At 69.6% G+C, this 21,330-nt stretch carries 20 protein-coding genes and 2 pseudogenes; 15 read left to right on the top strand and 7 right to left on the bottom strand.

Features of this window, described 5'->3' with window-relative positions; genetic code table 11:
- Positions 1-49: 49 nt before the first annotated feature.
- Positions 50-382: a group II intron maturase-specific domain-containing protein gene (locus ACWEJ6_RS31805; RefSeq protein WP_452428584.1), complete on the top strand. Its 333-nt coding sequence runs from the start codon at positions 50-52 to the stop codon at positions 380-382.
- An 85-nt stretch (positions 383-467) separates the two neighbouring features.
- Here ACWEJ6_RS31805 and ACWEJ6_RS31800 read toward each other — a convergent pair.
- Positions 468-1,200, bottom strand: a pseudogene (locus ACWEJ6_RS31800) (IS3 family transposase); the annotation flags it as partial.
- 51 nt (positions 1,201-1,251) lie between these two features.
- Here ACWEJ6_RS31800 and ACWEJ6_RS31795 point away from each other — a divergent pair.
- Positions 1,252-1,956: an IS630 family transposase gene (locus ACWEJ6_RS31795; RefSeq protein WP_452428582.1), complete on the top strand. Its 705-nt coding sequence runs from the start codon at positions 1,252-1,254 to the stop codon at positions 1,954-1,956.
- A 40-nt stretch (positions 1,957-1,996) separates the two neighbouring features.
- On the opposite strand, the gene ACWEJ6_RS31790 is transcribed toward ACWEJ6_RS31795, so the two are convergent.
- Entirely contained in the window at positions 1,997-2,347 is a 351-nt protein-coding gene (locus ACWEJ6_RS31790; protein WP_452428574.1) for a helix-turn-helix domain-containing protein, read from the bottom strand.
- Positions 2,348-4,162: 1,815 nt separating this feature from the next.
- On the opposite strand from ACWEJ6_RS31790, the gene ACWEJ6_RS31785 reads away from it, so the two are divergent.
- Both ACWEJ6_RS31785 and ACWEJ6_RS31780 read left to right on the top strand, forming a co-directional pair.
- Entirely contained in the window at positions 4,163-4,804 is a 642-nt protein-coding gene (locus ACWEJ6_RS31785) for a histidine phosphatase family protein (protein ID WP_452428572.1), read from the top strand.
- A 467-nt stretch (positions 4,805-5,271) separates the two neighbouring features.
- Positions 5,272-5,817 (top strand): recombinase family protein, encoded by a 546-nt coding sequence (locus ACWEJ6_RS31780; protein ID WP_452428570.1) that lies wholly within the window; start codon positions 5,272-5,274, stop codon positions 5,815-5,817.
- A 140-nt stretch (positions 5,818-5,957) separates the two neighbouring features.
- Here ACWEJ6_RS31780 and ACWEJ6_RS31775 read toward each other — a convergent pair whose 3' ends face one another.
- A complete protein-coding gene (locus ACWEJ6_RS31775; RefSeq protein ID WP_452428568.1) occupies positions 5,958-7,256 on the bottom strand; it encodes an alpha/beta hydrolase domain-containing protein in 1,299 nt (432 codons plus the stop codon).
- Between the two features lie 106 nt (positions 7,257-7,362).
- On the opposite strand from ACWEJ6_RS31775, the gene ACWEJ6_RS31770 reads away from it, so the two are divergent.
- From ACWEJ6_RS31770 to ACWEJ6_RS31760, 3 genes are all read left to right on the top strand, one after another.
- The gene (locus ACWEJ6_RS31770; RefSeq protein WP_452428566.1) at positions 7,363-7,788 is read left to right on the top strand and encodes a ClpX C4-type zinc finger protein; all 426 of its coding nucleotides are present in this window, start codon (positions 7,363-7,365) and stop codon (positions 7,786-7,788) included.
- A 342-nt stretch (positions 7,789-8,130) separates the two neighbouring features.
- Positions 8,131-8,739 carry a dihydrofolate reductase family protein gene (locus tag ACWEJ6_RS31765; protein ID WP_452428564.1) on the top strand — a complete coding sequence of 203 codons (609 nt, stop codon included), beginning with the start codon at positions 8,131-8,133 and terminating at the stop codon, positions 8,737-8,739.
- Between the two features lie 53 nt (positions 8,740-8,792).
- Positions 8,793-9,455 (top strand): YciI family protein, encoded by a 663-nt coding sequence (locus tag ACWEJ6_RS31760; RefSeq protein ID WP_452428562.1) that lies wholly within the window; start codon positions 8,793-8,795, stop codon positions 9,453-9,455.
- Between the two features lie 51 nt (positions 9,456-9,506).
- Here the strand turns inward: ACWEJ6_RS31760 and ACWEJ6_RS31755 are convergent.
- Positions 9,507-9,827, bottom strand: a pseudogene (locus ACWEJ6_RS31755) (DNA-3-methyladenine glycosylase I); the annotation flags it as partial.
- A 227-nt stretch (positions 9,828-10,054) separates the two neighbouring features.
- Here ACWEJ6_RS31755 and ACWEJ6_RS31750 point away from each other — a divergent pair.
- Positions 10,055-12,814, top strand: coding sequence for an AAA family ATPase (locus ACWEJ6_RS31750; protein ID WP_452428560.1), 2,760 nt, complete (start codon positions 10,055-10,057; stop codon positions 12,812-12,814).
- Here the strand turns inward: ACWEJ6_RS31750 and ACWEJ6_RS31745 are convergent.
- Positions 12,774-13,337 (bottom strand): ferritin-like domain-containing protein, encoded by a 564-nt coding sequence (locus ACWEJ6_RS31745; RefSeq protein WP_452428558.1) that lies wholly within the window; start codon positions 13,335-13,337, stop codon positions 12,774-12,776. The two genes, ACWEJ6_RS31750 and ACWEJ6_RS31745, sit on opposite strands and share 41 nt — an antisense overlap.
- Positions 13,338-13,513: 176 nt before the next feature.
- Here ACWEJ6_RS31745 and ACWEJ6_RS31740 point away from each other — a divergent pair, with 176 nt between their 5' ends.
- Genes ACWEJ6_RS31740 through ACWEJ6_RS31710 form a run of 7 tightly spaced genes read left to right on the top strand, consistent with a single transcriptional unit; the run spans position 13,514 to position 20,153 of the window.
- The gene (locus ACWEJ6_RS31740) at positions 13,514-13,819 is read left to right on the top strand and encodes a putative quinol monooxygenase (protein ID WP_387667064.1); all 306 of its coding nucleotides are present in this window, start codon (positions 13,514-13,516) and stop codon (positions 13,817-13,819) included.
- Entirely contained in the window at positions 13,816-14,772 is a 957-nt protein-coding gene (locus ACWEJ6_RS31735; RefSeq protein ID WP_452428556.1) for an alpha/beta hydrolase, read from the top strand. Before ACWEJ6_RS31740 ends, ACWEJ6_RS31735 begins: the two co-directional genes overlap by 4 nt.
- Positions 14,769-15,380 (top strand): class I SAM-dependent methyltransferase, encoded by a 612-nt coding sequence (locus ACWEJ6_RS31730; RefSeq protein ID WP_452428554.1) that lies wholly within the window; start codon positions 14,769-14,771, stop codon positions 15,378-15,380. Before ACWEJ6_RS31735 ends, ACWEJ6_RS31730 begins: the two co-directional genes overlap by 4 nt.
- On the top strand, positions 15,381-16,604 hold the full coding sequence (locus ACWEJ6_RS31725) for a low temperature requirement protein A (RefSeq protein WP_452428552.1): 1,224 nt from the start codon (positions 15,381-15,383) through the stop codon (positions 16,602-16,604).
- Positions 16,601-17,143: a (2Fe-2S)-binding protein gene (locus tag ACWEJ6_RS31720; RefSeq protein ID WP_452428550.1), complete on the top strand. Its 543-nt coding sequence runs from the start codon at positions 16,601-16,603 to the stop codon at positions 17,141-17,143. The genes ACWEJ6_RS31725 and ACWEJ6_RS31720 overlap by 4 nt, the downstream gene beginning before the upstream one ends.
- Positions 17,140-18,099, top strand: coding sequence for an FAD binding domain-containing protein (locus ACWEJ6_RS31715; protein ID WP_452428548.1), 960 nt, complete (start codon positions 17,140-17,142; stop codon positions 18,097-18,099). The genes ACWEJ6_RS31720 and ACWEJ6_RS31715 overlap by 4 nt, the downstream gene beginning before the upstream one ends.
- Entirely contained in the window at positions 18,096-20,153 is a 2,058-nt protein-coding gene (locus ACWEJ6_RS31710) for a xanthine dehydrogenase family protein molybdopterin-binding subunit (protein ID WP_452428546.1), read from the top strand. The genes ACWEJ6_RS31715 and ACWEJ6_RS31710 overlap by 4 nt, the downstream gene beginning before the upstream one ends.
- Here the strand turns inward: ACWEJ6_RS31710 and ACWEJ6_RS31705 are convergent.
- On the bottom strand, positions 20,107-21,027 hold the full coding sequence (locus ACWEJ6_RS31705; protein ID WP_452428544.1) for an AraC family transcriptional regulator N-terminal domain-containing protein: 921 nt from the start codon (positions 21,025-21,027) through the stop codon (positions 20,107-20,109). The genes ACWEJ6_RS31710 and ACWEJ6_RS31705 overlap by 47 nt on opposite strands.
- Positions 21,028-21,143: 116 nt before the next feature.
- Positions 21,144-21,323: a hypothetical protein gene (locus ACWEJ6_RS31700; protein ID WP_452428542.1), complete on the bottom strand. Its 180-nt coding sequence runs from the start codon at positions 21,321-21,323 to the stop codon at positions 21,144-21,146.
- Positions 21,324-21,330: the final 7 nt, after the last annotated feature.

Genomic DNA, 21,330 nt, shown 5'->3' with positions numbered 1-21,330 from the left:
ACATCTACCCCTCGTTCCCACAACTCTTACCCTCCACCACGCTCTTCCTATCTTCCTGCCTGCGATCAGCAAGGAAGCCCTTAAGAAAATAAGCTCCGAGGTGCGCCGATGGCGTATCCATCGGCGCACCGGTCATACCTTCACTCAACTCGCACGGGCCATCAACCCGATTGCGCGGGGGTGGATGCAATATTACGGAGCGTTCTACCACTCCGCGTTGAAGCCGCTCCTACGGCGTATCAACGCCTACCTGGTGCGCTGGATCCGCAGAAAGTACAAACGACTAGCCGGGTTCAAGAAAGCCAAGAAGTGCTTCCAGGGAATCACGCAGCGATACCCGAGGATGTTCGCTCACTGGCAGTGGTCCCGCAATTTCTGGTGATCAGGGTGGCAAGAGCCGTGTAATGGGAGACTATTACGCACGGTTCTGTGGGAGCCGGAGGGTGAGATTCCCTCCGGCTACCCGACCCCACGTAGCGGCTGTTCGGCCGCTCAGCGGTGAAGTCGCGCTGGATCAGATCCGCGACCGGCGCCGCGTCCGGCTCGCCGACGGTGGTGCGGATCTTCTTGCGCAGGTGCAGCCCGACGATGCCGTGCTCGCGCATCACCCGCTCCACCCGCTTGTGGTTGACCGCGATTCCGGCGGCGCGCAGTTCGGCTGTCATCCGGGGCGAGCCGTAGGTGCCGTCATGCTCGGCATGGATCCGCCGTACCTGCTCGGCCAGTTGCTCATCGGCCCGGCGGCGGGCCAGCCGCGCCGCGGCGCCCTTCAGCCACCGGTAGAAGCCCGAGCGCGACACCCGCGGCACCCGGCACAACCGCTTCACCCCGTAGGGCGTCTTGTGATCCTCAACGAACTGGAAGCGGTTCACCAGTTCGTCTCGCCCGCGAAAAGCTTGGCCGCCTTACGCAGGATGTCCCGCTCCTGCTCCAGCTCCCGGATCCGTGCCCTGAGCTGCTTGTTCTCCTCTTCCAGCACGTCGTCTGAGGGTAGGTGCCCGCCCGGCGTGCCCTTACCGGCCCCGCCGGCCGCGGCCTGCCCGCCTTCGCCACGGGCCTGCGCGGCACGTAACCAGACCCGCAGCGTCTCGCGGCTGATCCCCAGATCCCTCGCGATCGATGTGAGAGCCGGTCCGGCCTCGACAACACCAGCGCCACCGCGTCGGCCTTGAACTCGGGCGGGTAGTTCTTCATCACCATCAGTGACATCTCTTCCCCTGGACCTCAAGATCCAGTCTCCAAGGTGTCCGCATTCAAGGGGGAACGCCCCACCTGCGGCGTATTCTGCGCAAGGGCGGCGTGAGCTGGCAGACCACGACCACGTGGAAGGCGTCCAACGACCCGCATTTCATCGCCAAGATGCAGCGGGTGCTGGAGTTATACGACCACCCGCCCGCCGGCGGCAGGGTGATCCGCGTCGATGAGTTCGGGCCGTTGAACCTGATGCTGCGCAAGGGTAAACGGTGGCGGCCGGCCGGGAGCCCGGCTCGGCCGCGGGCCACCTACAACCGTTACTTCGGCGTCATGCACATGATCGCCGCGCTGGATCTGGCCACCGGCAAGCTGTACTACCGCATCCGCCGGCGTAAGCGGTGGCGGGAGTTTCTGTCCTTCCTCAAGACCCCGCGCTCGCGATGGCCCGGCGAGAGGCTTTATGTGATCATGGACAACTACTCGCCGCACAAGCATCCCCAGGTCCGCGCCTGGGCCGCCGACAATGACGTCGACCTGGTGTTCCCGCCGACCTACGGCTCGTGGTTGAACTGGATCGAGTCCGAGTTCGCCGCGCTGCGTTACTACGCCCTGAACGGCACCGATCACCGCACCCATGACGAGCAGAACGCGGCGATCGGCGGCTACGTCCGCTGGCGCAACCTCCGTGCCCAGCCGAAGACCAGCTTCGCCGCCACTTCACCTATCCGAAGCTGGACCAGTTACCCGGCCAAGGTTGCGTGACGGGCCACTAGATCACGGTTGCGGTTCGTAGTCATGATGATCAACACAGACATGCCCGAGGTAGCCTGCCCGCTGGCCACGATATCGGCTGCGGCGGTGGAGGGCAGCGCGGTTGCGGAGAGGATCCGTGCGCGGCGGCCGGGGGCGGCCTCGGGCGCGAGACCGACGGTCTGCGGGCGATGTTCGGGGCGCCGGCGAAGCGGCGCAGCACCAGCAGGTCGGTGAGCGGGGCCAGGCCGCGCTCGTAGCGGGAGACCTGGGAGGCCGAGTAGCCGGTGCGGGAGCCGAGTTCGGCCAGGGTGAGCCCGGCGGCCTGGCGGGCTTTGCGGACGATCGCGCCATGGTCCCGACCGGCGGTGCCGGCGGGCCGGTGCGTCGAAGGCGCGGTCATCCGGTGGCTGCTCCATGGCTGGACACAGACTCACTCCTCACGGTAACCGCCGCACCACGTTCCGGCCAGACGCTCTTGCATGACGTGCGAGCCGCTTGCGTGCCGCGCCAGCGGCCCTGGCCGTGACGTGGGTGGATGCGGCTTGCTGGAGGCAGACCGGCTCCGCATCTTCCGGGGCCCGCCGCCACGAAGGAGAACCCTCTCGTGACCGCTCTGACCGCCCCCCGTCACCTGCAGGCCGGTAGCCTCCCCACGACAGAACCAACCGGGGATTCCCGGCTCGTTAGAGCGGGCATTACAAACAATCCCTAGAGTAATGTTTTCTCCAGTAAGTATACTTACATCCCATCGCAGCTCGCAGTATGCGTACCGACATCCCAAGAAAGATACAAGAATGGTCGTTACCTTAATAGGCATCCATAGAGCTCGGTTTCACTGTGCCAAACGAATAGACGGATCGCGACGCAATCGCTAATGCTGGAGTGGAGCCGACTCGGCGCCGTACTATCCGAAATAGACCAGCGGATAGTCGGATGCAAAGAGGAGGGACGTCATGGGTGTCAAGCGGCGCTGGATGTTGCTTAGTCCGGCCATTCTCGCGGCCGTTATGCTCGGCCCCCCGGAAGGCGCTCAAGCCTCGATCACGATGAGCCCAGCCAAATCGGCAGTGACCACATCACTCCATGCGGCTACAACCGACCTCGGCAGCAGTCGCCCCTGCAGGGGCGACTGCAAGCGAGGCTTCCGGACAGGATACCGGGAGGGCTACCAGGACTGCCTCAGGGATACGCAGAGAAGCCAAACCCGGGGATTCGGCCAATGGGCACGCGGATACGAGATGGGCTATCAGCGAGGCTTTTACGCCTGCGATTAGGTCGTAGTCCCCAATATTATGTCGATAGCGGGCTGCCGAGCGATCGCAACTGGCGGCTCTGGACGCGAAGGGGGAATGCCCATGCATGGCAGGGGACGCGTCATGCTGGCAGGGCCTGCGCTTCTTGTCAGTCTGGCGTTCGGGACGCCAGAAGGTGCACAGGTCATCGCTGCCACAAGCTCCGCGAAAACGGTTGTGTCAGCGGCATCGCAGAATGACCCCACCTCCGAAGTCAATCGCCCGCCCAAGAGGTGCAAGGTCGGACACGGCCTGAAGTGCTGCTGGAGGCATGGCCGCTGGTCATGCGACAGAATCAAGAAGGAGGAGAAGCCGCCCTTCGTCTGCCTCCAAGGCCCCGGTGGTAAGTGCGAACCGCATTAGAGGGATCAGTGGTATCCCAGAAAGGCAAATCGCGCGCGCCGACACCGGCCACCAGCATCGAACAGCTCGGTGCGGTCGTGGACACCACCCTTGACCCCGGCACCGACGCCGGGGTCAAGGCCTGGAAGTCCTATAGTACGGCGAGGGGCAGAGTAGGCAGCGATCCGCGTTCTACCTGGCGGTTTTCTGGGACTCCGTGGATGATGCGGTGGATGGTGGAGCGTCCGACGCTGTACTCGGGTCGGTGCCACCAGGGGGCAAGATGGCTCAGAGTGAGGGCTGACCCGACAGATCGTGAGATCTGTCGGTCTTCCCAACGGGCTTCCAGGTCGGCGATCGTCTCGGTGAGCTGTCGATCGGCGTCTTGCTGTATCCGGTCGCCGTCCCGAGCAACGGACCCAACGAGGCCTTAGACGCGCGGTGTCACTGCGGGGTGTTGGCGTTCCGCCAGTTGGTGAGGACCTTGTCGACGTTCTCGTGCCAACTGAGCTCACATGCGGTCACCGTCACACTATAATCGTCCGCTCCGCTCAAAAGCTCCCAACAGGAAGACCTCACGCATGCGCACCATATACGCCGTCACCCATCCGGAAGCGACGCACCACGTCGAGAGGGTCGTCGGCGGCTGGCATGATTCGCAGCTGACACCAGCCGGCCTCAGCGCGGCAGCCTCCATCGCCCAGGCGCTGCGGGCCCAGATCCCAGATGACGCCGACGTGGAGCTATTCTCCTCGGATCTGCAGCGCACCCGGCAAACGTCCGAGAAGGTTGCTGAGCTGTTCGGCGTGAAACCAATCCTGGACCGCAGACTGCGGGAGAAATCCTACGGAGAGGCGGGGGGAAGGCCACAGGAGTGGCTTGACCAGCGATTCGTGCCGCCGCCGGCTGTTGGGGAGCGGTTGGAACACGACGAGCGCGTGGAGGGCGCCGAGACCAGGGCGGTGTTGGCGCAGCGCATCTACGCGGCCATGGACGAGATCTTGCAGCGCCCGTGTGAACACCAGATCATCGTGACTCACGGTGGCTCCCTGACATTCGTCGTGGCGTCCTGGATCAAGATGCCGATTAAGGCGGTCGGCTATGCCAGTTTCCGGGTGCCATCCGGCAGCATCACCACGCTGCGCGAAGACGACTTCTTCCACTACCGCACGGTCGTCAACCTCGGTGAAACCCGCCATCTCGACTCTGCCGAAGCTGGCTGACCTCTACCTGGGGCGCATCGACGGCTAACGAGGTGAGGTGCTACCGCTGAGCATCACGTTTCTCAGTTCAGAGAACGCACGCTCCTTGCCGTTGTCACGCATCGCCCACGCCGATGAGGCTGGCATCGTCGGCCAAGGTCCGGGGGTGGACCTGCAGCGGAACCGTTTCGTACGGTAAGCGCCTTCTCGCAGGCCGGGACAGGTGGCCGGACGGGGCCTGCGTGGGGTTGTTAGCGTACGTTCCAGTTCCGGCGCAACTCGCCTGTGATTGTGGTTTTAGGGTGGATCGGCTGGTGGGTGACGCCGGGTGATGGTGATCTTCGTGTCCCGGGGTCCTCAGTAACGGAGAAGATCAAAAAGTGGCTGTGAGAGTGGTCGTCGACCTCTCGGTAGCGTCCGAAACCGCGACCGGAATCAACGGTGCAAAAAGGCCGTCACCGAGCCGGTTTCGGTACATGATCAAGGCTATGAGCCTTCCCGTGCACCCTCTCGCCGGCCAGCGGGTCGGCTACGCCCGGATCTCCAGCGCGTCGCAGAACCTGGACGGACAGACCGACGCGCTGAATGCGGCGGGTTGTGAGAAGGTCTTCGCCGACACCGCGTCGGGGAAGCTGACCGAGCGCCCCGAGCTGACGCGGTGCCTGGAGTATCTGCGGGGCGGGGACACGCTGGTGGTGTGGCGGCTGGACCGGCTGGGTCGCTCCCTACGGCATCTGGTGGAGGCCATCAACGCGCTGGCCGGGCGCATGGTCGCTTTCGCCTCCCTGCACGAAGGGATCGACATCAGCACCAACACTGGCCGCCTGGTCTTTCATATTTTCGCGGCACCGGCGGAGTTCGAGCGGGAGCTGATCGCCGAACGTGCGGTGGGCAGGGCCGCCGCGCGCAGCCGAGGCCGCCTCGGCGGCAGACCTGCCAAGCTGTCGGCGGAGCACGCCACCGTGGCCGAGATCGTCAAGGCACTGGGGGTGGGCCGCAGCACCATCTACCGAGCCCTGCGGCAGACATCCTGACGCCGCGCCCGAGGCCGCGCGTCTATCCGGCGTCGGGCTCCCATTTCGTCGTCGATCTTCACTAAGGTGCAGTCGGGAGCACGCCCAGGTCTGTCGTCTCACACCTGCTGCCGCCGCGCGTTTCTTTGGCTGAGTCGGACTCAGGGCACTCTGGCCTCCATGGACGCGGCGGCCAGGGCCTTGATCTCGGGGGCGTCGTCCGCGAGGAGGAACCCCTTGGCGACGGCGTCGTCGGTGGCGGCCTCGAAGGCGGGCAGGTAGCCGTCACCGTACAGGCTGTCCAGGATGGCAGGGGAGAACGGGACAGTCAGGCCGAAGAGCCTGCCCAGGACGCCGTCGTCCGGGCTGACCCCGGTCAGTATGGCGGTGGGCACCTCCATCCAGGGCGTGCGGACCCCGCCGAGCGCGTTGCCGTGGTCGTCCCGCTCCAGCGCGGGGCCGGGCACGGTGGCCAGCGGGGGAGCTTGCGGCGGCGGAACGTCCTCGCGCACCCACTGGTCGAGCCGTCGGATCGCGGCCTTGGCGACGTAGTGGTGCTGGGGGCCGGAGTTGGCCAGATGCTGCAGGTCCATGCCGATCACGCGGGTGGTCGGGACCAGCGCGGCGGCCAGCTCCGTGGGGGTGGCACGGGTGAGGTCGAGGCGGCCGGTGGTGTTGAGGTAGGTGTCGGCGTGCGAGGCCCCGGCGAGCTCCCACACGCGCAGGTTCGGCCCGTCGGGCCGCCTGGCCCCCACGTACCCGGCCGTGATCACGTCGGTCTCCGTCAGCAGGGCGAGCACCGGAACCCGAGGGTCGGCGCGGAAGGGCACCGGCGTCCCATCGAGACCTGGCGTCGCCGGCCGCCTCGACGGTACGAGGGCCGGGGCGATGCCGATGCGGCAGTGCGGCAGGAACCCGTCGTACACCTGGGCGATCGGGTCGACCTCGTTGATGTAGGTGGTCAGCATGTAGGCGCCCAGCGACATCCCGGCCGCGATGAGCCGCGCGCCGGGGAACAGCTCGCGGATGGCCATCCCGCCTTGGGAGAAGATGTCGTACGAGAAGTCGTCGCCGGGGTGGTCGAGCCGCCCGTACCGTTCGGGGTTCGACGCCTTGAGCCCGCCCGGGGCCGGACCGTCCACGGGATGCACGCTGCCGGTGACCCCCAGGCACTGGGCCGACACTCCGACCCAGACCATGCCGCTCCGTAACAGCTCGCTGTGGATGTACTGCCATTCCACGCCCGCGTCTATGAACGACGAGACGTTGAACCACTCCACCACTACGGTGCCGCTGAAGTGTTCGGGCCTGCGTACCAGGATCCGGGTCACGTATGGGGCCAATTCGTCGGCGTACGAGGCGGCCGTGCCGCGCAGCAGGTACTCCTCTTCGGTGTAGCCCGTGGCCAGGCCGCGGGCGACCTCGATGGCCTGTCCCTCCGGGCATCGTTCGAGATCCATGGGCGCTTCTCCTCTCGTCTCGGGCTTGTCAGCCCGTCCTTGACGTCTCCAGGCCTGTCAGCCTGCCCTTGACGCGGCGCCGCGTCAAGGGCAGGCTGACGCGGTGATGACGCGAAGCAAGGGCCGTCGCCGGGTGACGCCGGTGGAGGAGGTCGCCACCAGGTGTTCGTTCTGCGGCACGTCCCACGCGGAGGCCAAGAGGGTCGTGGCGGGGCCGGGTGTCTACATCTGCGACGCCTGCACTGAGCTGGCCCACCAGTTGCTCTCCGACCCGCCACGGGGTAGTGAGCCCCAGCGGGTGCACCGCGGGCCCGATCCGGAAGCCGAGTGGCTTCCGGGCATGTCGGACGATGACCTGCTGGCCTCACTGCCGCGTCACGCGCTCACCATCGAGCAGGCCGAGCGTGACCTGCGGGCCTGGGTCCGCATCCTGCGTGACCGCGGGGTGACCTGGGCCAGGATCGGTCATGCCCTGGGCATCTCCCGCCAGGCCGCCTGGGACCGCTTTGCCGCCGACGTCGAGGACCGCTGACCGCCGCTCAGCTCGCCTCGTCGGCCATCTGCTCCCGAACGTGTCCCCAAGCCGCCAGGTAGCTGATCGCAGGTCCTCAGTCGTTGTCGGTCACTCTGATTCCGGGGAGACGTCGAGGGAGTGGAGGTCCTTGGCTTGGTGGCGAGTAGAGAAGTTAGGGCCCGTGTTGCCATCGGGATGGGGGCCGCTGGTGTCCGCGTCGGTGTGTCGGATCGCTGACGGCCGGCGTCCCGGAAACTCCGCGAAGAAATCCGGGAGGCGGTGTCGGATCGGGGCGGTGGCGTTCAGTAGCAGGGGTGAGGCCGCCCGCAGGGGGCGGCGCCACGGCGAAGGAACCGCGATATGAAGCTGACGACCATGACTCAGGTCACCATCGACGGAGTGATGCAGGGAAACGGCGCCGCGTCGGATGACCGCGGGAACGGATTCGAGCGCGGCGGATGGGCCCGGGGGAAGGGTGACGACGAGACCAGGACGTTCATCACGCGGGCATATCAGCGCGCCGAGGCGTTCCTGTTCGGCCGGCGCACTTATGAGCTGTTGGCCGGCTCTTGGGGGGCAATCGACCAGATGCGTGCACATCCCATCGGCGTGGCCTTGAACGAGGCCCCCAAGTACGTTGCCTCGACCACGCTCACCACCCCGCGTTGGCAGGACACGACCGTTCTCCGCGGTGACCTCGCGGCGGCTGTCAGTGAGCTGAAGGCCAAGGCCGGGGGTGAGCTGCAGGTGCACGGCAGTGGCATCCTGATTCAGTGGCTGCTGGAGAACGACCTGGTCGACGAGATGACTCTGATCGTGATCCCGGTGGTTGTCGGCCAGGGCGCGCGGTTGTTCCCCGACACGGGCCCGGATCTTGCGCTCGACCTGGTCGAATCGCGGGTCGACTCCAAGGGTGTGTCGATCCAGGTCTACCGGCCGGCCGGGCGCCCGCGGTATGCGACGGCCTGAAGTCCCTGGCCCTCGGGCCACGCTGTCTTGACACCACAGGAGTTGACCTTCAAATGCGGTACCTGGTTTCCGTGATCGATGACAAGAGCGCTCCGGGCAGCACGGACAGGCGGCCCGCCATCAGCGCGTTCAACGAACGGCTGATCGCCGAGGGCTACTGGGTCTTCTCGGGCGGACTTGCGGACACCGACGCGGCTATGGTCATCGACAACCGGGGCGAGCAGGCGGTGGTCAGCGATGGGCCTTTCGTGGAGTCGAAGGAGTATCTCGCCGGCGTCTGGGTGTGGGAGGCCCCCCGGTCCGACAGAAGATGGCGGGTTGGTCGGCGGGACCGTAGACGACGGAGGGCTTCGCGTCGTGCCCGGCGGCCGCGGTTCCCGCAGGACGCCCTCCGCGCCGGCCGCTGGCGGAGGTTGGTTGTTGACGAGCGATCGGGGCAAGGTGAGCCGACATGGCGCATCGAGTTTGAGGAGTGTCGAAGCAGAAAAGCGGAGACCGACATGGAATGCGTTGATCTTCCAACGGCATCCGTCCCTCTACACGCGGTGGTCGCCCCAAGAGCCATGTGCCCTGCACGGGATGTGGTTTCCCAGACCGCGCCTTACCTCAGGGCTGGGCTGTTGCAGTGTGACCTCGTCCCACAATCCGTGGAACGAGGCTCCCTGACTACACACGTTCGTGCCCGCCATCGGAAAGGACGGGGTCGATGTCCCTAGCCCTTCGTAAGGACAGCTAGCACAAGGTGTGGGCTGCGATCGGTGAAACGGTCAGCAGCCCCTACGTCTGGCTCCTGCCGATCGCTCTACCAGTCGTGGCGTTTCTGGGAGTCCTTCGCCTGATGGCCAAGGGCGACGCACACGAGGTGGAGTCGCTGAAGTGGAAGTCGACCCCGCCACTGATCTCGTGAGGTGCCCAGGCCGGGCGAACGCCTCGCGCGCCGCCTGAGCCTCGGACCGGATGACGCACTCCTTGACATGATCGTTGATCAGGCCCATCGCCTGCAGGAACGCATGCACGGTGGTCGGCCCGACGAACTGCCAGCCCTGCCTGCGCAGATCCTTCGACAGCGCGATCGAGGCCGAGGACGTCGAGACGGTCTGCGGTTCGGGAGTTCAACCCACAGCTCGGTAGGGGCGCGTCTGCCCATGGGGGGTGAGGCGCGGCGGACTTGCTCGATAGTAGCGATCTCTTGCTCAATCCCGCTCTTCTCAGAGGAGAGGCGGAAGCAGCGCCTGAGGGTGATCGCGTGACGGCTATGCTCGCAGCAGCCTGTATCCGGAAGTGGTGAGGCACTGACCGACGCAGTGAGGTACCCGTGGCCAGTGATGCATTATTCGGCCGCCGTGCCGAGCTCGAACAGCTGTCCAGCTTTCTCGACGCGGCTCGGCGGCATGGCGACGCGCGGCTGATGTGGGGTGACCCCGGCATCGGCAAGTCCGCTCTCATGGCCGCTGCGGCCGAGCTGGCGGTCACGGCGGGGATGCGCGTGCTGCGAGCGTCCGGGTCGGAGTTCGAAGCCGACGTCAGTTACTCCTGCCTCAATCAGCTGCTCCTGCCGGTCGAGGCCGACATCCAGCACCTGCCGCCGCAGCTTCGAGAGGCATTGTCGGTGGCGTTGGGGTTCGGCATCGGCGCGCCCACAGACGCGCTCCTGGTCTGCAACGCCGCGCTCCTGCTCGTCAAGAGGGTCGCCGCTGAGACACCGCTCGCCCTTCTGGTGGACGACGTTCAATGGATCGACCGGGCCAGCGCCGTCGTGCTGGGATTCGTCGCCCGCCGGCTGCAGGGGGCCGGGGCCGCGCTGCTGTTCTCCGCCAGGACGGGCGCAGTGAGTTCCGCGGCGCCGCGCGGGTTGACCGAGATGGCCGTCCAGCCCCTGGACCGAGCGGCGGCCGGGCAACTGGTCGACGTCCACTTCCCGGACATGCCGGTACGGATCAGGAATCGGCTGCTCGACCTGGCCCAGGGCAATCCGCTGGCCTTGACGGAACTGCCTTCGACGTTGCTGGGCGCGACGCATCCCGCGGTGGCGCACTCGGAGGTGGTCCCGCTCAGCGACCGGCTCCAGGCGATGTTCGCCGCGCGGATCGCCGATCTGCCGGCGTCGACCCGGAGAATGCTGTTGCTGGCCACGTTCGAGGGCACCGGCGACGTCCGGGTGCTCAGGGCTGCCTCGGCGGATGAGGCCGGGCTGGCCGACCTCGCCCCCGCCGAGCGGGCGCAGCTGGTACGCGTGGACGACGCCACGGCGCGGATCGCGTTCCGGCACCCGCTGATCAGGTCGGCGATCGTGGCGGGGTCCACGCACGAAGAGCGCCGGACCGCGCATGTCGCCCTCGCCGGCGCCCTGCCGGGTGACCAGGAACGTCGTGCGTGGCATCTGGCCGCGGCCGCCGTCGGCCCGGACGAGACGGTGGCGGCGCTGCTGGAGGGCTCGGCGCATCGCATCATGCTGCGCGGTGACGCGTTGGCCGCGGTCGCCGCGCTGGTCCGGGCGGCCGAGTTGAGCGTGACGAGCGCCGATCGGGGGCGTCGGCTGTCCGAGGCCGCGTACATCGGCGCCGAGGCGAGCGGGGCCGTCGACGACGCGAAGACGCTCCTGACCGACGCGCGGCGGGCGGCTCCGGATTCCACCGGCTCGCTTCACGCGGCCAACGCGGCCGCGTTCCTGATGCTCAACGGGGACGGCGACGTCGCCACCGCCCACCGGCTCCTGCTCGGCGCCATCGAGACCGCCGGGCACGGCTACCGGGCGGAGGATCCCGCGCTCGTCGAGGCCATGCACACGTTGATGCTGTTGTCCTGGTACGGCAGCGCTCCGGAATACTGGGAACCGTTCTACCGGGTGTTGGAACGGTTGGAGCCGCGACCGCCCGACGTGTTGTCGCTGGCGAGCAGGACCTTCCCGGACCCGGTCCGCACGGGGGCGTCGGCGCTGGCGAGCAGCCGGCGCATCCTCGACACTCTGGCGGACGAGACCGACCCCACGCGGATCGTGCGGGTCGGCACGGCCTCGGTCTATCTGGATCGGCTGGGTGACTGCCGCGAGTCCTCGTGGCGGCTGGTCCGGCAGGGACGGGACGGAGGCGCGCCCCGACGGCACCTCGGCGCCCTCATGCACCTGTGCCTGGACGACTTTCTCGTCGGCCGATGGGACGAGGCCGAGGAACTGGCCAGTGAGGGTCAGCAGGTCTGCGAGACCAGCGGTTTCTCCTTCTTCGCGTGGTACTTCCTGTACAACAGGGCGATCCTCGCCGCCGGACGGGGACGCTTCGAGGAGGCGTACGCGCTCGCCGACGAGATCACCCATTGGGCGCTCCCACGCGGTGTGGCGGCCGCGGCGCTGTTCGCCCAGCATCCGCGTGCCCTGGCGGCGCTGGGACAGGGGGACTTCGGCGCGGCTTTCCACCACGCGGCCGCGATGAGCCCGCCCGGCGCGCTCGCCGCGTACGTGCCTCACTGCACGTGGGTCATGCTCGACCTGGTCGAGGCGGCGGTGCGGACCGGGCGGATGGTCGAGGCCAGGGCGCACGTCGAGGCGATGCGGGCCGCCGACGTGGCCGCGTTGTCGACCCGGATGACGCTGGTCCAGGCGGCCGCGGAGTTCCTCGTGTCCGACGACGAGGGGACGAGGGCGCGGCTGGAGTCGCTGTTGTCGGGCCACGTGGCGAAACGGTGGCTGTGGGACGCCTCCCGCGTCCGGCTCGTCCTCGGCGAGAGGCTGCGTCGTGACAGGTCGGCGTCGCAGGCGCGCCGGCATCTGCTCATCGCCCGCGACGGCTTCGCCGCGATGGCCGCCGGGCCCTGGGTCGAGCGTGCACGGAACGAGCTGCACGCCGCCGGACACCGGACGGCCGAGACCTCGGCAGGCGGCCCGGCCGCCCTGACCGCGCAGGAGTTGCAGATCGCCGAGCTGGCGGCGAGCGGCCTGACCAACAAACAGATCGCCGAGCGGCTGTACCTCTCGCACCGGACGGTGGGCGCGCACCTGTACCGCATCTTCCCCAAGCTCGGCGTCGCCTCCCGCGCCGGGCTCAGGGATGCTCTCGCACCGGATCCCGAAGCCCCGCGCTGAGCTCGTCGGCCTGTGCCTCCTTCTCCTCCAGCAGCCGCTCCAGCAGGCGCCGGGTGGTGGGGTCGTCGGCCCCGACCCAGCGCACCGCCTCCTGCAACGACTGGACGAGGATCCGCGCCCCCACGAGGTCCTGCGTCACGATGCCGGTGAGATCGCCGTCCTGGAACGCCTGGAAGGTGATGCGCGACCGCGCCGGCAGGTGCCGTGGGTCGTGGTCGGCGGCGAACCCGAGGTGAGCGATGCGGGTCGCGAGCAGCCGCGCGCCGGCGCGGTCACGGTCGGCGCAGCCGTGCAGGAACTCCGCGACCGCTCGATGCGACGGCCCGCGGACGAGCAGGGCGTGCTGCTCGTACTGCAACGAGGACACGACCAGGCTGGCCAGCAGCACGTTCAGCAGGTGTGCGACCGCTTTGAGCTCGGCCCGGTTCGACGGCGTGACCGCACCGTCGTCCGGGTCGAACAGCGCCCGGTCCCGGACCTCCCGCATGCGCAGGACGGCCGGCGGCTCTGAAGGACTCGTCACGTGTCGATGGTCGGGCACGCGCCCGGGCCGCGCATCTGTCAAATGACCTAACCGCATCAGCGGTTAGGTCATCGGCCGCCATGGGCGCTCAAGGCGGGAGTCGGATGACTGATGTGGCGCCGGCCGGGCGGCGCCGACAGTGGGCTGCGACAGATCCACCCGTGAGGAGTGATCCCATGACCATCGGCCACGGCTTCCACGCCGCCATGACCGCGCAGCCGGGCCGGGGCGACGACCTGGTCGCCGCCCTGCTCGACGCGCCGTCCCTGCCGAACGACGACTGCCGTGTCTTCCTGGTCGGCCGCTCGGCCGGCGATCCGGACACCGTTTACGTCACCGAGGGCTGGGTCAGCCCGGAGGCCCACGCCCGGTTCTTCGCGACCGAGCAGGCCCAGACGTTCGCCGCCGCCCTCCAGCCGCTGCTGGCCGGGCAGCCGCGGTACGCCGACGAGATTCCCGTCGGCGGCAAGGCCGCCCTGTGAACGAGGAGACCACGATGGCCCGTCCCGGCCTCGACCACGAACTGCGCGCGTTCCTCGCCGGCCTGCCTCCCATGGCCGAGCTCGGTCCGGAGGTGCTCGCCGAGCTGCGCGGACTGCCGTCCACGCCGGTCGACGCCATCCTCCAGGGCCGCGCCGCCGGCCACCGCGAGATCATCGCTCCCGTCCCCATGTCGATCTTCACCCCGGCCAGGACCGGTCACGCGCCGGCCCCGTGCGTCTACTGGGTCCACGGCGGCGGCATGGTCATGGGAGACCGCTTCTCGCAGATCGAGATCCCCCTGGACTGGCTCGACCTGTTCGGTGCCGCCGTCGTCTCCGTGGACTACCGGCTGGCGCCGGAGGCCACCGGCACGATCCCGGTCGAGGACTGTTACCAGGGCCTGCTCTGGGTCGCCGAACACGCCGGTGAGCTGGGCATCGACCCGAGCCGGATCGTCGTGGCGGGGGTCAGCGCCGGCGGTGGCCTGGCCGCCGGGCTCACCCTGATGGCCCGTGACCGGGGCGGGCCGCCGATCGCCGCGCAGGTGCTCATCTGTCCCATGCTCGATCACCGCAACGACACCACCTCCAGCCGCCAGTACTCCGGTGCGCCCGGGGTCTGGACCCGCGAGATGAACGCGTTCGGCTGGCGGTCGCTCATCGGCGGCGGCGAGGTGTCCGGCTACCTGTCGCCCGCGATCGCCGAGGACCTGTCCGGCCTGCCGACCACCTACGTCGACGCCGGGACGGCCGAGGTGTTCCGTGACGAGGACGTCGCGTTCGCCACCCGGATCTGGGCCGCCGGCGGCCAGGCGGAGCTGCACGTCTGGGCGGGCGGCTTTCACGGCTTCGACGCCCTGTGTCCCGAGGCCCGGATCTCGGTCGCGGCCCGGCGTACCAGAAACGACTGGCTCGCCCGGGTGCTGGGCACGTCTCCCGGAGCCGTCCGGTGAGCGCCCACGACCGCGCCGCGTTCCTGCACGAGTTCGCACGCGCCCCCTTCACCGTCGGCGCGGTCGCGCCGAGCGGCGAGCCGCTGGCCGACCTGATCACCTCGCCTGTCACACGTGACGGTGACCCGCTGGTCGTCGAGGTCGGTCCGGGCACGGGCGCGTTCACCGCGGCGATCCAGCGCCGGCTCGGCGGCCGTGGCCGTCACCTGGCCGTCGAGGTCAACGAGCGGTTCGCGCGGCGTCTCGCCACCCGGTACCCGCGGATCGACGTCGCCGTGGCCGACGCCCGGGACCTGGGAGAGGTGCTCGCGGCGCGCGGCCACCACCGCGCGGACGTCATCGTGAGCGGACTGCCCTGGGCGGCGTTCACCGCGAACCGCCAGCACGACCTGCTCGACGCCCTCACCGGCGCCCTCGCCCCGCACGGCGCATTCACCACGTTCGCGTACGCGCACACGCGGTGGACGCCGCCGGCGCGACGGTTACGGCGATCCCTGGACGGGATGTTCGAGGAGGTCGTGGTCAGCCGGACGGTGTGGGCCAACGTGCCGCCCGCGTTCGTCTACTTCTGCCGCCGGCCCCGTGTCCCGGCCCTGGTCCTCGATTAGATGCGGCAGAAGACTTCGCCGGTCGGCGAGGACCACCGGGCGACGCCCTTCGAACTGTTCTTCGACCTCGTCTACGTCTTCGCGATCACGCAGCTCACCGGCTCCATGGCACGCGAGCGCGACGCCGACGGCGTGTTCCGGGGGCTGCTGATGCTGGCACTGCTGTGGGGCACCTGGTCCGGCTACACCTGGCTGGGCAACCATTCCCGGGCGGACGGCGGTCTGCTGCGGGGCGGGATGGTCGTCGCGATGGCGGCGATGTTCGTGGTCGGCCTCACCATCCCGGAGGCGTGGGCCGACGGGCCGGGCGCCTTCGTGCTGGTGGGCGCCTATCTGGTGGTCCGGTGGGTGCATCTCGTGGTCTTCGCCGTGGCCGCGGACGGTGACACCGGGCTGCGCCGTCAGATCGCCATCACCTGGCTGCCCATGACGGCGAGCGCGGCGCTCCTGGTGTCCGGGACGGCGCTGGGGAGCTGGACGCAGGTGCTGCTGTTCGCGGTCGCCCTGGTGGTGGACTGGGCGGGCATCTACCTCACGGCCAGAAACGGTCACTGGCGGCTGCGCAGCCCGGCGCACCTGACCGAGCGGCACGGGTTGTTCCTGATCCTGGCCATCGGCGAGTCGGTCGTCGCCGTCGGCGTCGGCGCCGCAGGACGGCCCATCAGCGCGGGGCTGCTGCTGGCGGCCGTCCTCGGCATCGCCGTCGCGGTGTGCCTGTGGTGGCTCTACTTCGACGTGGTGGCGGGCGCGGCCGAGCGCAGGCTGCGCGGCGTACGCGGCGAGGAGCAGGTCATGCTGGCCGTCGAGGCCTACACCTACGGGCACTTCCCCATGATCACCGGGATTCTGCTCACCGCTCTGGGTGTCGAGGGCGTGGTCGCGCACGCCGGCGAGGGGGCGCCCTTGGGTGTGTTCTCCGCGCTCGCGCTCCATGGCGGTGTCGCGCTCTACCTCGTGGGACATCTGCTGTTCAGGCTCCGGACGCATCGCACGCTCGGCCGCCGGCGGGCGGCCGCGGCCTGCGCCGTCCTTGCCGCGGCGCCGGTCGCCGCGGTCCTGCCGCCGCTGGTCGGGCCGGCCGTCGTGGTGGCCGTCCTGGCCGCGCTGATCGCCGCCGAGAGCCGCCCGCCTCGTGAGCAGGAATGGGCAAGGACGCGCGAGCTTCGGGGATCGTCCGCCCGGCGCGGAACTGATTACGTAGCCCCCAGAGAGGGAGGACGATGACGAACCATCACCGCAGCGTGATCTCGCTCCAGGTCAACGGCGTGCCGCACCGGCTGGACGTCGACAACCGCACGACGCTGCTGGACGCGTTGCGCGAGGACGTCGGCCACACCGGCTCCAAGAAGGGCTGCGACCACGGCCAGTGCGGCGCGTGCACCGTGCTCCTCGACGGCCGGCGGGTGGTCTCCTGCCTGATGCTGGCGGTGGCCGCCGAGGACGCCGAGGTCACGACCGTCGAAGGGCTGGCCGTTGACGGCGAGCTGGTGCCGCTGCAGCGGGCGTTCATCGGGCTCGACGGCTTCCAGTGCGGATACTGCACGTCCGGGCAGCTCTGCTCGGCGGCCGGGATGCTGGCCGAACACGCGGCGGGCTGGCCCAGCGCGGTCACCGCCGACGTGTCCCCGGGTGGCCCGGCGCCGGTGCTGGACGCGGCGGAGGTGCGGGAGCGAATGAGCGGCAACCTGTGCCGCTGCGGCGCCTACCCGTCCATCGTCCGGGCCGTGCTGGAGACGGCTGCCCGGAAGGAGATCGCGGGATGAGGGAGTTCGCCTACGAACGCGCGGCGGACGTCCGTCAAGCGTTGATCGCAGCCGGCGGCGGCGCCCGGTTCCTGGGCGGCGGCACCAATCTCGTCGATCTGATGAAGGCCGGGGTGGAGGCTCCCACGAGGCTGGTCGACATACGGCGGCTGCCGCTCGCCGGCGTCGCCGAGGCGCCGGACGGCGGGCTGGTCGTCGGCGCCACGACGACCAACAGCGACCTCGCCGCCCACCCCGAGGTACGGCGGCGCTACCCGGCGCTGAGCCAGGCGGTGCTGGCCGGCGCGTCCGGCCAGCTCCGCAACATGGCCACGGTGGGCGGCAACCTGCTCCAGCGGACCCGGTGCGCCTACTTCGCCGCGCAGGTGTGCAACAAGCGCGTCCCCGGCACCGGCTGTCCCGCGATCGCCGGGGAGCACCACAACCACGCCGTCCTCGGCTGGACGCCGAGCTGCGTGGCCACCCATCCCTCCGACATGGCGGTCGCGATGCTGGCGTTCGACGCGGTCGTGCGTTACGAGACGCTCGACGGCCCCGGGGAGCTCCCACTGGCGGACTTCTACCCGCCGGTCGGGGACACGCCGGACCGCGAGACGGCGCTGCCGCCGGGCGCGTTGATCACCGCGGTGGCCCTGCCCGGGAGCGCGGTGTCCCCGCGCTCGCGCTACCGGAAGGTCCGCGAGCGCGCGTCCTACGCCTTCGCCACCGTCTCGGTCGCGGCGGCGCTCGACCCGGACGACGGCTCGGTGCGCATCGCTCTCGGCGGGGTCGCCTCGCGGCCCTGGCGCGCCCGCACCGCCGAGGCCTTCCTGTCGGACGCTCCCCGCACACCCGAGGCGTTCCGTGCCGCCGCGGACGCCGAACTGGCCGCCGCCGAACCGCTGCCCGGCAACGGTTACAAGGTGCGGCTGGCCGGCAACCTCATCGAGACCGTCCTGAAGGAGCTCCTGCCATGACGAACGCGGTCGGGGCGGCGCGGCCGCGGATCGAGGGCCGGGCCAAGGTCACCGGCGCCGCCCTCTATGCCGCCGACGTGCCGGTGCCGGACCTGGCCTTCGGCGTGGTCGTCCTGGCCACCGTGTCCCGGGGCCGCGTCAGGGACGTCGGCGTTTCCACCGTCCAGGGCATGCCCGGCGTGCTGGGTGTGATCGACCACCGGAACGCGCCTCGGCTGGACCCGGCGGCGGGCGGCTTCTTCGGCCCGGACGGCCAGCTGCAGCTGTTGCAGGACGAGCTGATCCCCTTCGCCGGCCGGCCCGTCGCGCTCGTCGTGGCCGAGACACTCGAACAGGCCCAGGCGGCGGCCGAGGCGCTGCCGGTGATCTACGACGAGGAGCCGCACGACACGGCCTTCACCGCCGACCACCCGGCGAGCCGTCCTGCGGTGACGATCTTCGACGAGCCCGTGGACGTCGGCGACGTGGCGGCGGAGCTCGCCGCGTCGCAGGTGGTGGTCGAGGAGCGCTACCGCACCCCCGAGGAACACTGCAGCGCCATGGAGCCGCACTCGGCGACCGCGTGGTGGGAGGGAGAGCACCTGGAGGCGATCGACTCCAACCAGGGACCTTTCTCCGCGGCCCGCACCCTGGCCACGCTGTTCTCCTTGAGCCCGGAACTGGTACGCGTCCGCACCGAGCACGTCGGCGGCGGCTTCGGCTCCAAGGGGCTCTGCGGCCCGCAGTTGATCCTGGCCGCGATGGCCGCGCGGCTGTTCGGCCGGCCGGTGCGGGTCACGCTCACCCGTGCCCAGGTGTTCCTGGCGACCGCGATGCGGCCCGCGACCGACCAGCTGATCCGGATCGGCGCCGACGCGGACGGCCGGCTGCGGGCGATCCACCACGAGGCGGCGTTCGAGATCTCGCCGCTGGTGGAGTACCTGGAGGGCTGCACCGAGCTCACCAAGACGCTCTACGCGGCGCGCGCGATCCGAACCCGGCTCAGCGCGGTGCCGCTCGACATCCTGCCGCCGTACTCGATGCGGGGACCGGGCGCCGCGCCCGGGTCGTTCGCCCTCGAATCCGCCATGGACGAGCTGGCCGAGCGGCTGGGCATGGATCCGCTGGAACTGCGGCTGCGCAACGAGCCGGTGGCCGGTCCCGTGTCCGGCCTGCCGTTCAGCAGCCGCAATCTGGTCGCGTGCCTGCGCGAAGGCGCCCGCAGGTTCGGCTGGGACACCCGCGATCACCGGCCGCGGACGCGGCGGGAGGGGCCTCTGCTGGTCGGCACGGGGCTGGCCGCGACGTCCTTCAGCGCCGGGGCCTTCCCCTCCTCGGCCACGATCACCGCCGAGGCGGACGGGACCTTCACGGTCGCCGTCGGCGCCACCGACCTCGGCACCGGCGCGCGCACCGCGCTGACCGCGATCGCCGCCGACGCGCTGGCGGTCGGCACGGACCGGATCCGGCTCCGGATCTCCGACAGCGGCCTCGGTCCCGCGTGGGGCGCGGGCGGTTCCCGGGGGACCACGTCCTGGGGCTGGGCGATCATCGAGGCCGCGGAGAAGCTACGCGGCCAGGGCCGCCGCGGGACGGTCACGGCCGACACCACGAGCTCGCTCGGCGGGTTGCCGTCCCTGGAACGGCACGCCTTCAGCGCCGTGTTCACCGACGTGACCGTCGATCCGATGACGGGCGAGGTGCGGGTGCGGCGGCTGCTCGGGATGTTCGCGGTAGGCCGGGTGGTCAACCCGCTCATGGCCCGCAGCCAGGTCGTCGGCGGAATGATCGGCGGGCTCTCCATGGCGTTGCACGAAGAGGGCCTGCGCGATCCGGTCTCCGGCCGGCACGTCAACGCGGACTTCGCCGGCTACCACATCGCCGCACACGCCGACGTGCCCGACATCCAAGCCGACTTCGTACCCGACCACGAGCCCGGCATCCCCATGGGCGTCAAGGGCGCCGGCGAGATCGGCAACGTCGGCACGGCCGCCGCGATCGCGAACGCCGTCTGGCACGCCACCGGCGTCAGGCAGAGATCCCTGCCGATCCGTCTCGATCGCGTGCTGGAGTGAGGCGCCTGGCGTCCTGGCTCGGCGGCGCGCCGAACTGGCGACGGTACTCGCGGCTGAACTGGGACGGGCTGGTGTAGCCGACGCGCCGGCTGACGGCGGCGACGTCACCCGGCGCCGCGGCGAGCTGGAGCCGTGCCTGCTGGAGGCGGATCTGCTTCTGGAACTGGATCGGGCTCATCGCGGTGGCGGCGTGGAAGTTGCGGTGGAAGGCCGAGACGCTCATCCCCGCCAGTCTGGCCACGTCCTCGACGCCGAAGGGCTGCGCGTAGTGGTCGCGGATCCACTGCACCGCGCGGGCGACGTGGCTGAGGCTGCTGTCGGGAAGCCCGAACTGGCGCACGATCGCGCCCTGCTCGCCCGTGATCAGCCGCCACAGGATCTCCCGTTTGACGAGCGGCGCGAGGACGGTGATGTCGCCGGGCCGGTCGAGCAGGCGCAGCAGGCGGACGACCGCGTCGAGCAGCTCGGCGGAGGCGGTGCTGACCGCCAGCCCGGGCGGCGCATCGTCGCCGAGCTCCGACAGATCGTCCGGGGCCGCCTGCAGCAACACCTCCGCGATGGCCGCCGGATGCAGGGTCAGCCCGACCCCGAGCCCGGGTCGTTCGGCGTCGGCCTTGGCGAAATGGGCGGTCACCGGCAGGTCGATCGAGGCGACGAGGTACTGCCCCTCGTGGTACTCGTACAGGCGGTCGCCCAGCGCGAACCGTTTCGTGCCCTGGGCGACGAGCGCCAGCACCTTGCCGTAGGTCGTCGGTGCCGGAGGCTGGGGGCGTTCGGCCTTGAAGATCAGCACATCCTCGATGGGAGTGGCGAGATCAGGTCGAGCATGGCGGATGAGGAGGTCGCGCAGCTCGTCGAGGGCCATGATCCCCATCCAAGCACCGCGCGAGGTTCGGCGACAATCGGGCCCACACACCCGGGTGGAGGCGTGGCGGCCGAGGAAGCAGAAGATGGCGCCAGCGCCAGTGCGCTGATCCGCCAGAGGGCCGCTCACGCCGCGGTGAGGTCGAGCCGGGTTCCCATGTCCAGCCGGAACCGGCCGTGGGAGTTCACGTGAGCCCAGAACAGCGGGCTGAGCGCACGCCGATCTTCCTCGGTGGGTTTGCCCCATTCGACCGCTGCCATCGAGGGCGGGGAGCCGTCCACGCCCGCCACGATCCGTCCAACCATCTCTTTC

The sequence above is a fragment of the Nonomuraea sp. NPDC004702 genome (assembly GCF_053601695.1).
The sequence above is the reverse complement of the archived record's forward strand: the minus strand, read 5'-3'. Positions and strand labels throughout refer to the sequence as shown.

Bases quoted from the DNA above. Each gene is read 5' to 3' on its own strand.
- ACWEJ6_RS31790 (WP_452428574.1), bottom strand. From the start codon at position 2,347: ATGACCGCGCCTTCGACGCACCGGCCCGCCGGCACCGCCGGTCGGGAC.
- ACWEJ6_RS31785 (WP_452428572.1), top strand. From the start codon at position 4,163: ATGCGCACCATATACGCCGTCACCCATCCGGAAGCGACGCACCACGTC.
- ACWEJ6_RS31780 (WP_452428570.1), top strand. From the start codon at position 5,272: ATGAGCCTTCCCGTGCACCCTCTCGCCGGCCAGCGGGTCGGCTACGCC.
- ACWEJ6_RS31775 (WP_452428568.1), bottom strand. From the start codon at position 7,256: ATGGATCTCGAACGATGCCCGGAGGGACAGGCCATCGAGGTCGCCCGC.
- ACWEJ6_RS31770 (WP_452428566.1), top strand. From the start codon at position 7,363: ATGACGCGAAGCAAGGGCCGTCGCCGGGTGACGCCGGTGGAGGAGGTC.
- ACWEJ6_RS31765 (WP_452428564.1), top strand. From the start codon at position 8,131: ATGAAGCTGACGACCATGACTCAGGTCACCATCGACGGAGTGATGCAG.
- ACWEJ6_RS31760 (WP_452428562.1), top strand. From the start codon at position 8,793: ATGCGGTACCTGGTTTCCGTGATCGATGACAAGAGCGCTCCGGGCAGC.
- ACWEJ6_RS31740 (WP_387667064.1), top strand. From the start codon at position 13,514: ATGACCATCGGCCACGGCTTCCACGCCGCCATGACCGCGCAGCCGGGC.
- ACWEJ6_RS31725 (WP_452428552.1), top strand. From the start codon at position 15,381: ATGCGGCAGAAGACTTCGCCGGTCGGCGAGGACCACCGGGCGACGCCC.
- ACWEJ6_RS31720 (WP_452428550.1), top strand. From the start codon at position 16,601: ATGACGAACCATCACCGCAGCGTGATCTCGCTCCAGGTCAACGGCGTG.
- ACWEJ6_RS31715 (WP_452428548.1), top strand. From the start codon at position 17,140: ATGAGGGAGTTCGCCTACGAACGCGCGGCGGACGTCCGTCAAGCGTTG.
- ACWEJ6_RS31710 (WP_452428546.1), top strand. From the start codon at position 18,096: ATGACGAACGCGGTCGGGGCGGCGCGGCCGCGGATCGAGGGCCGGGCC.
- ACWEJ6_RS31705 (WP_452428544.1), bottom strand. From the start codon at position 21,027: ATGGGGATCATGGCCCTCGACGAGCTGCGCGACCTCCTCATCCGCCAT.
- ACWEJ6_RS31700 (WP_452428542.1), bottom strand. From the start codon at position 21,323: ATGGTTGGACGGATCGTGGCGGGCGTGGACGGCTCCCCGCCCTCGATG.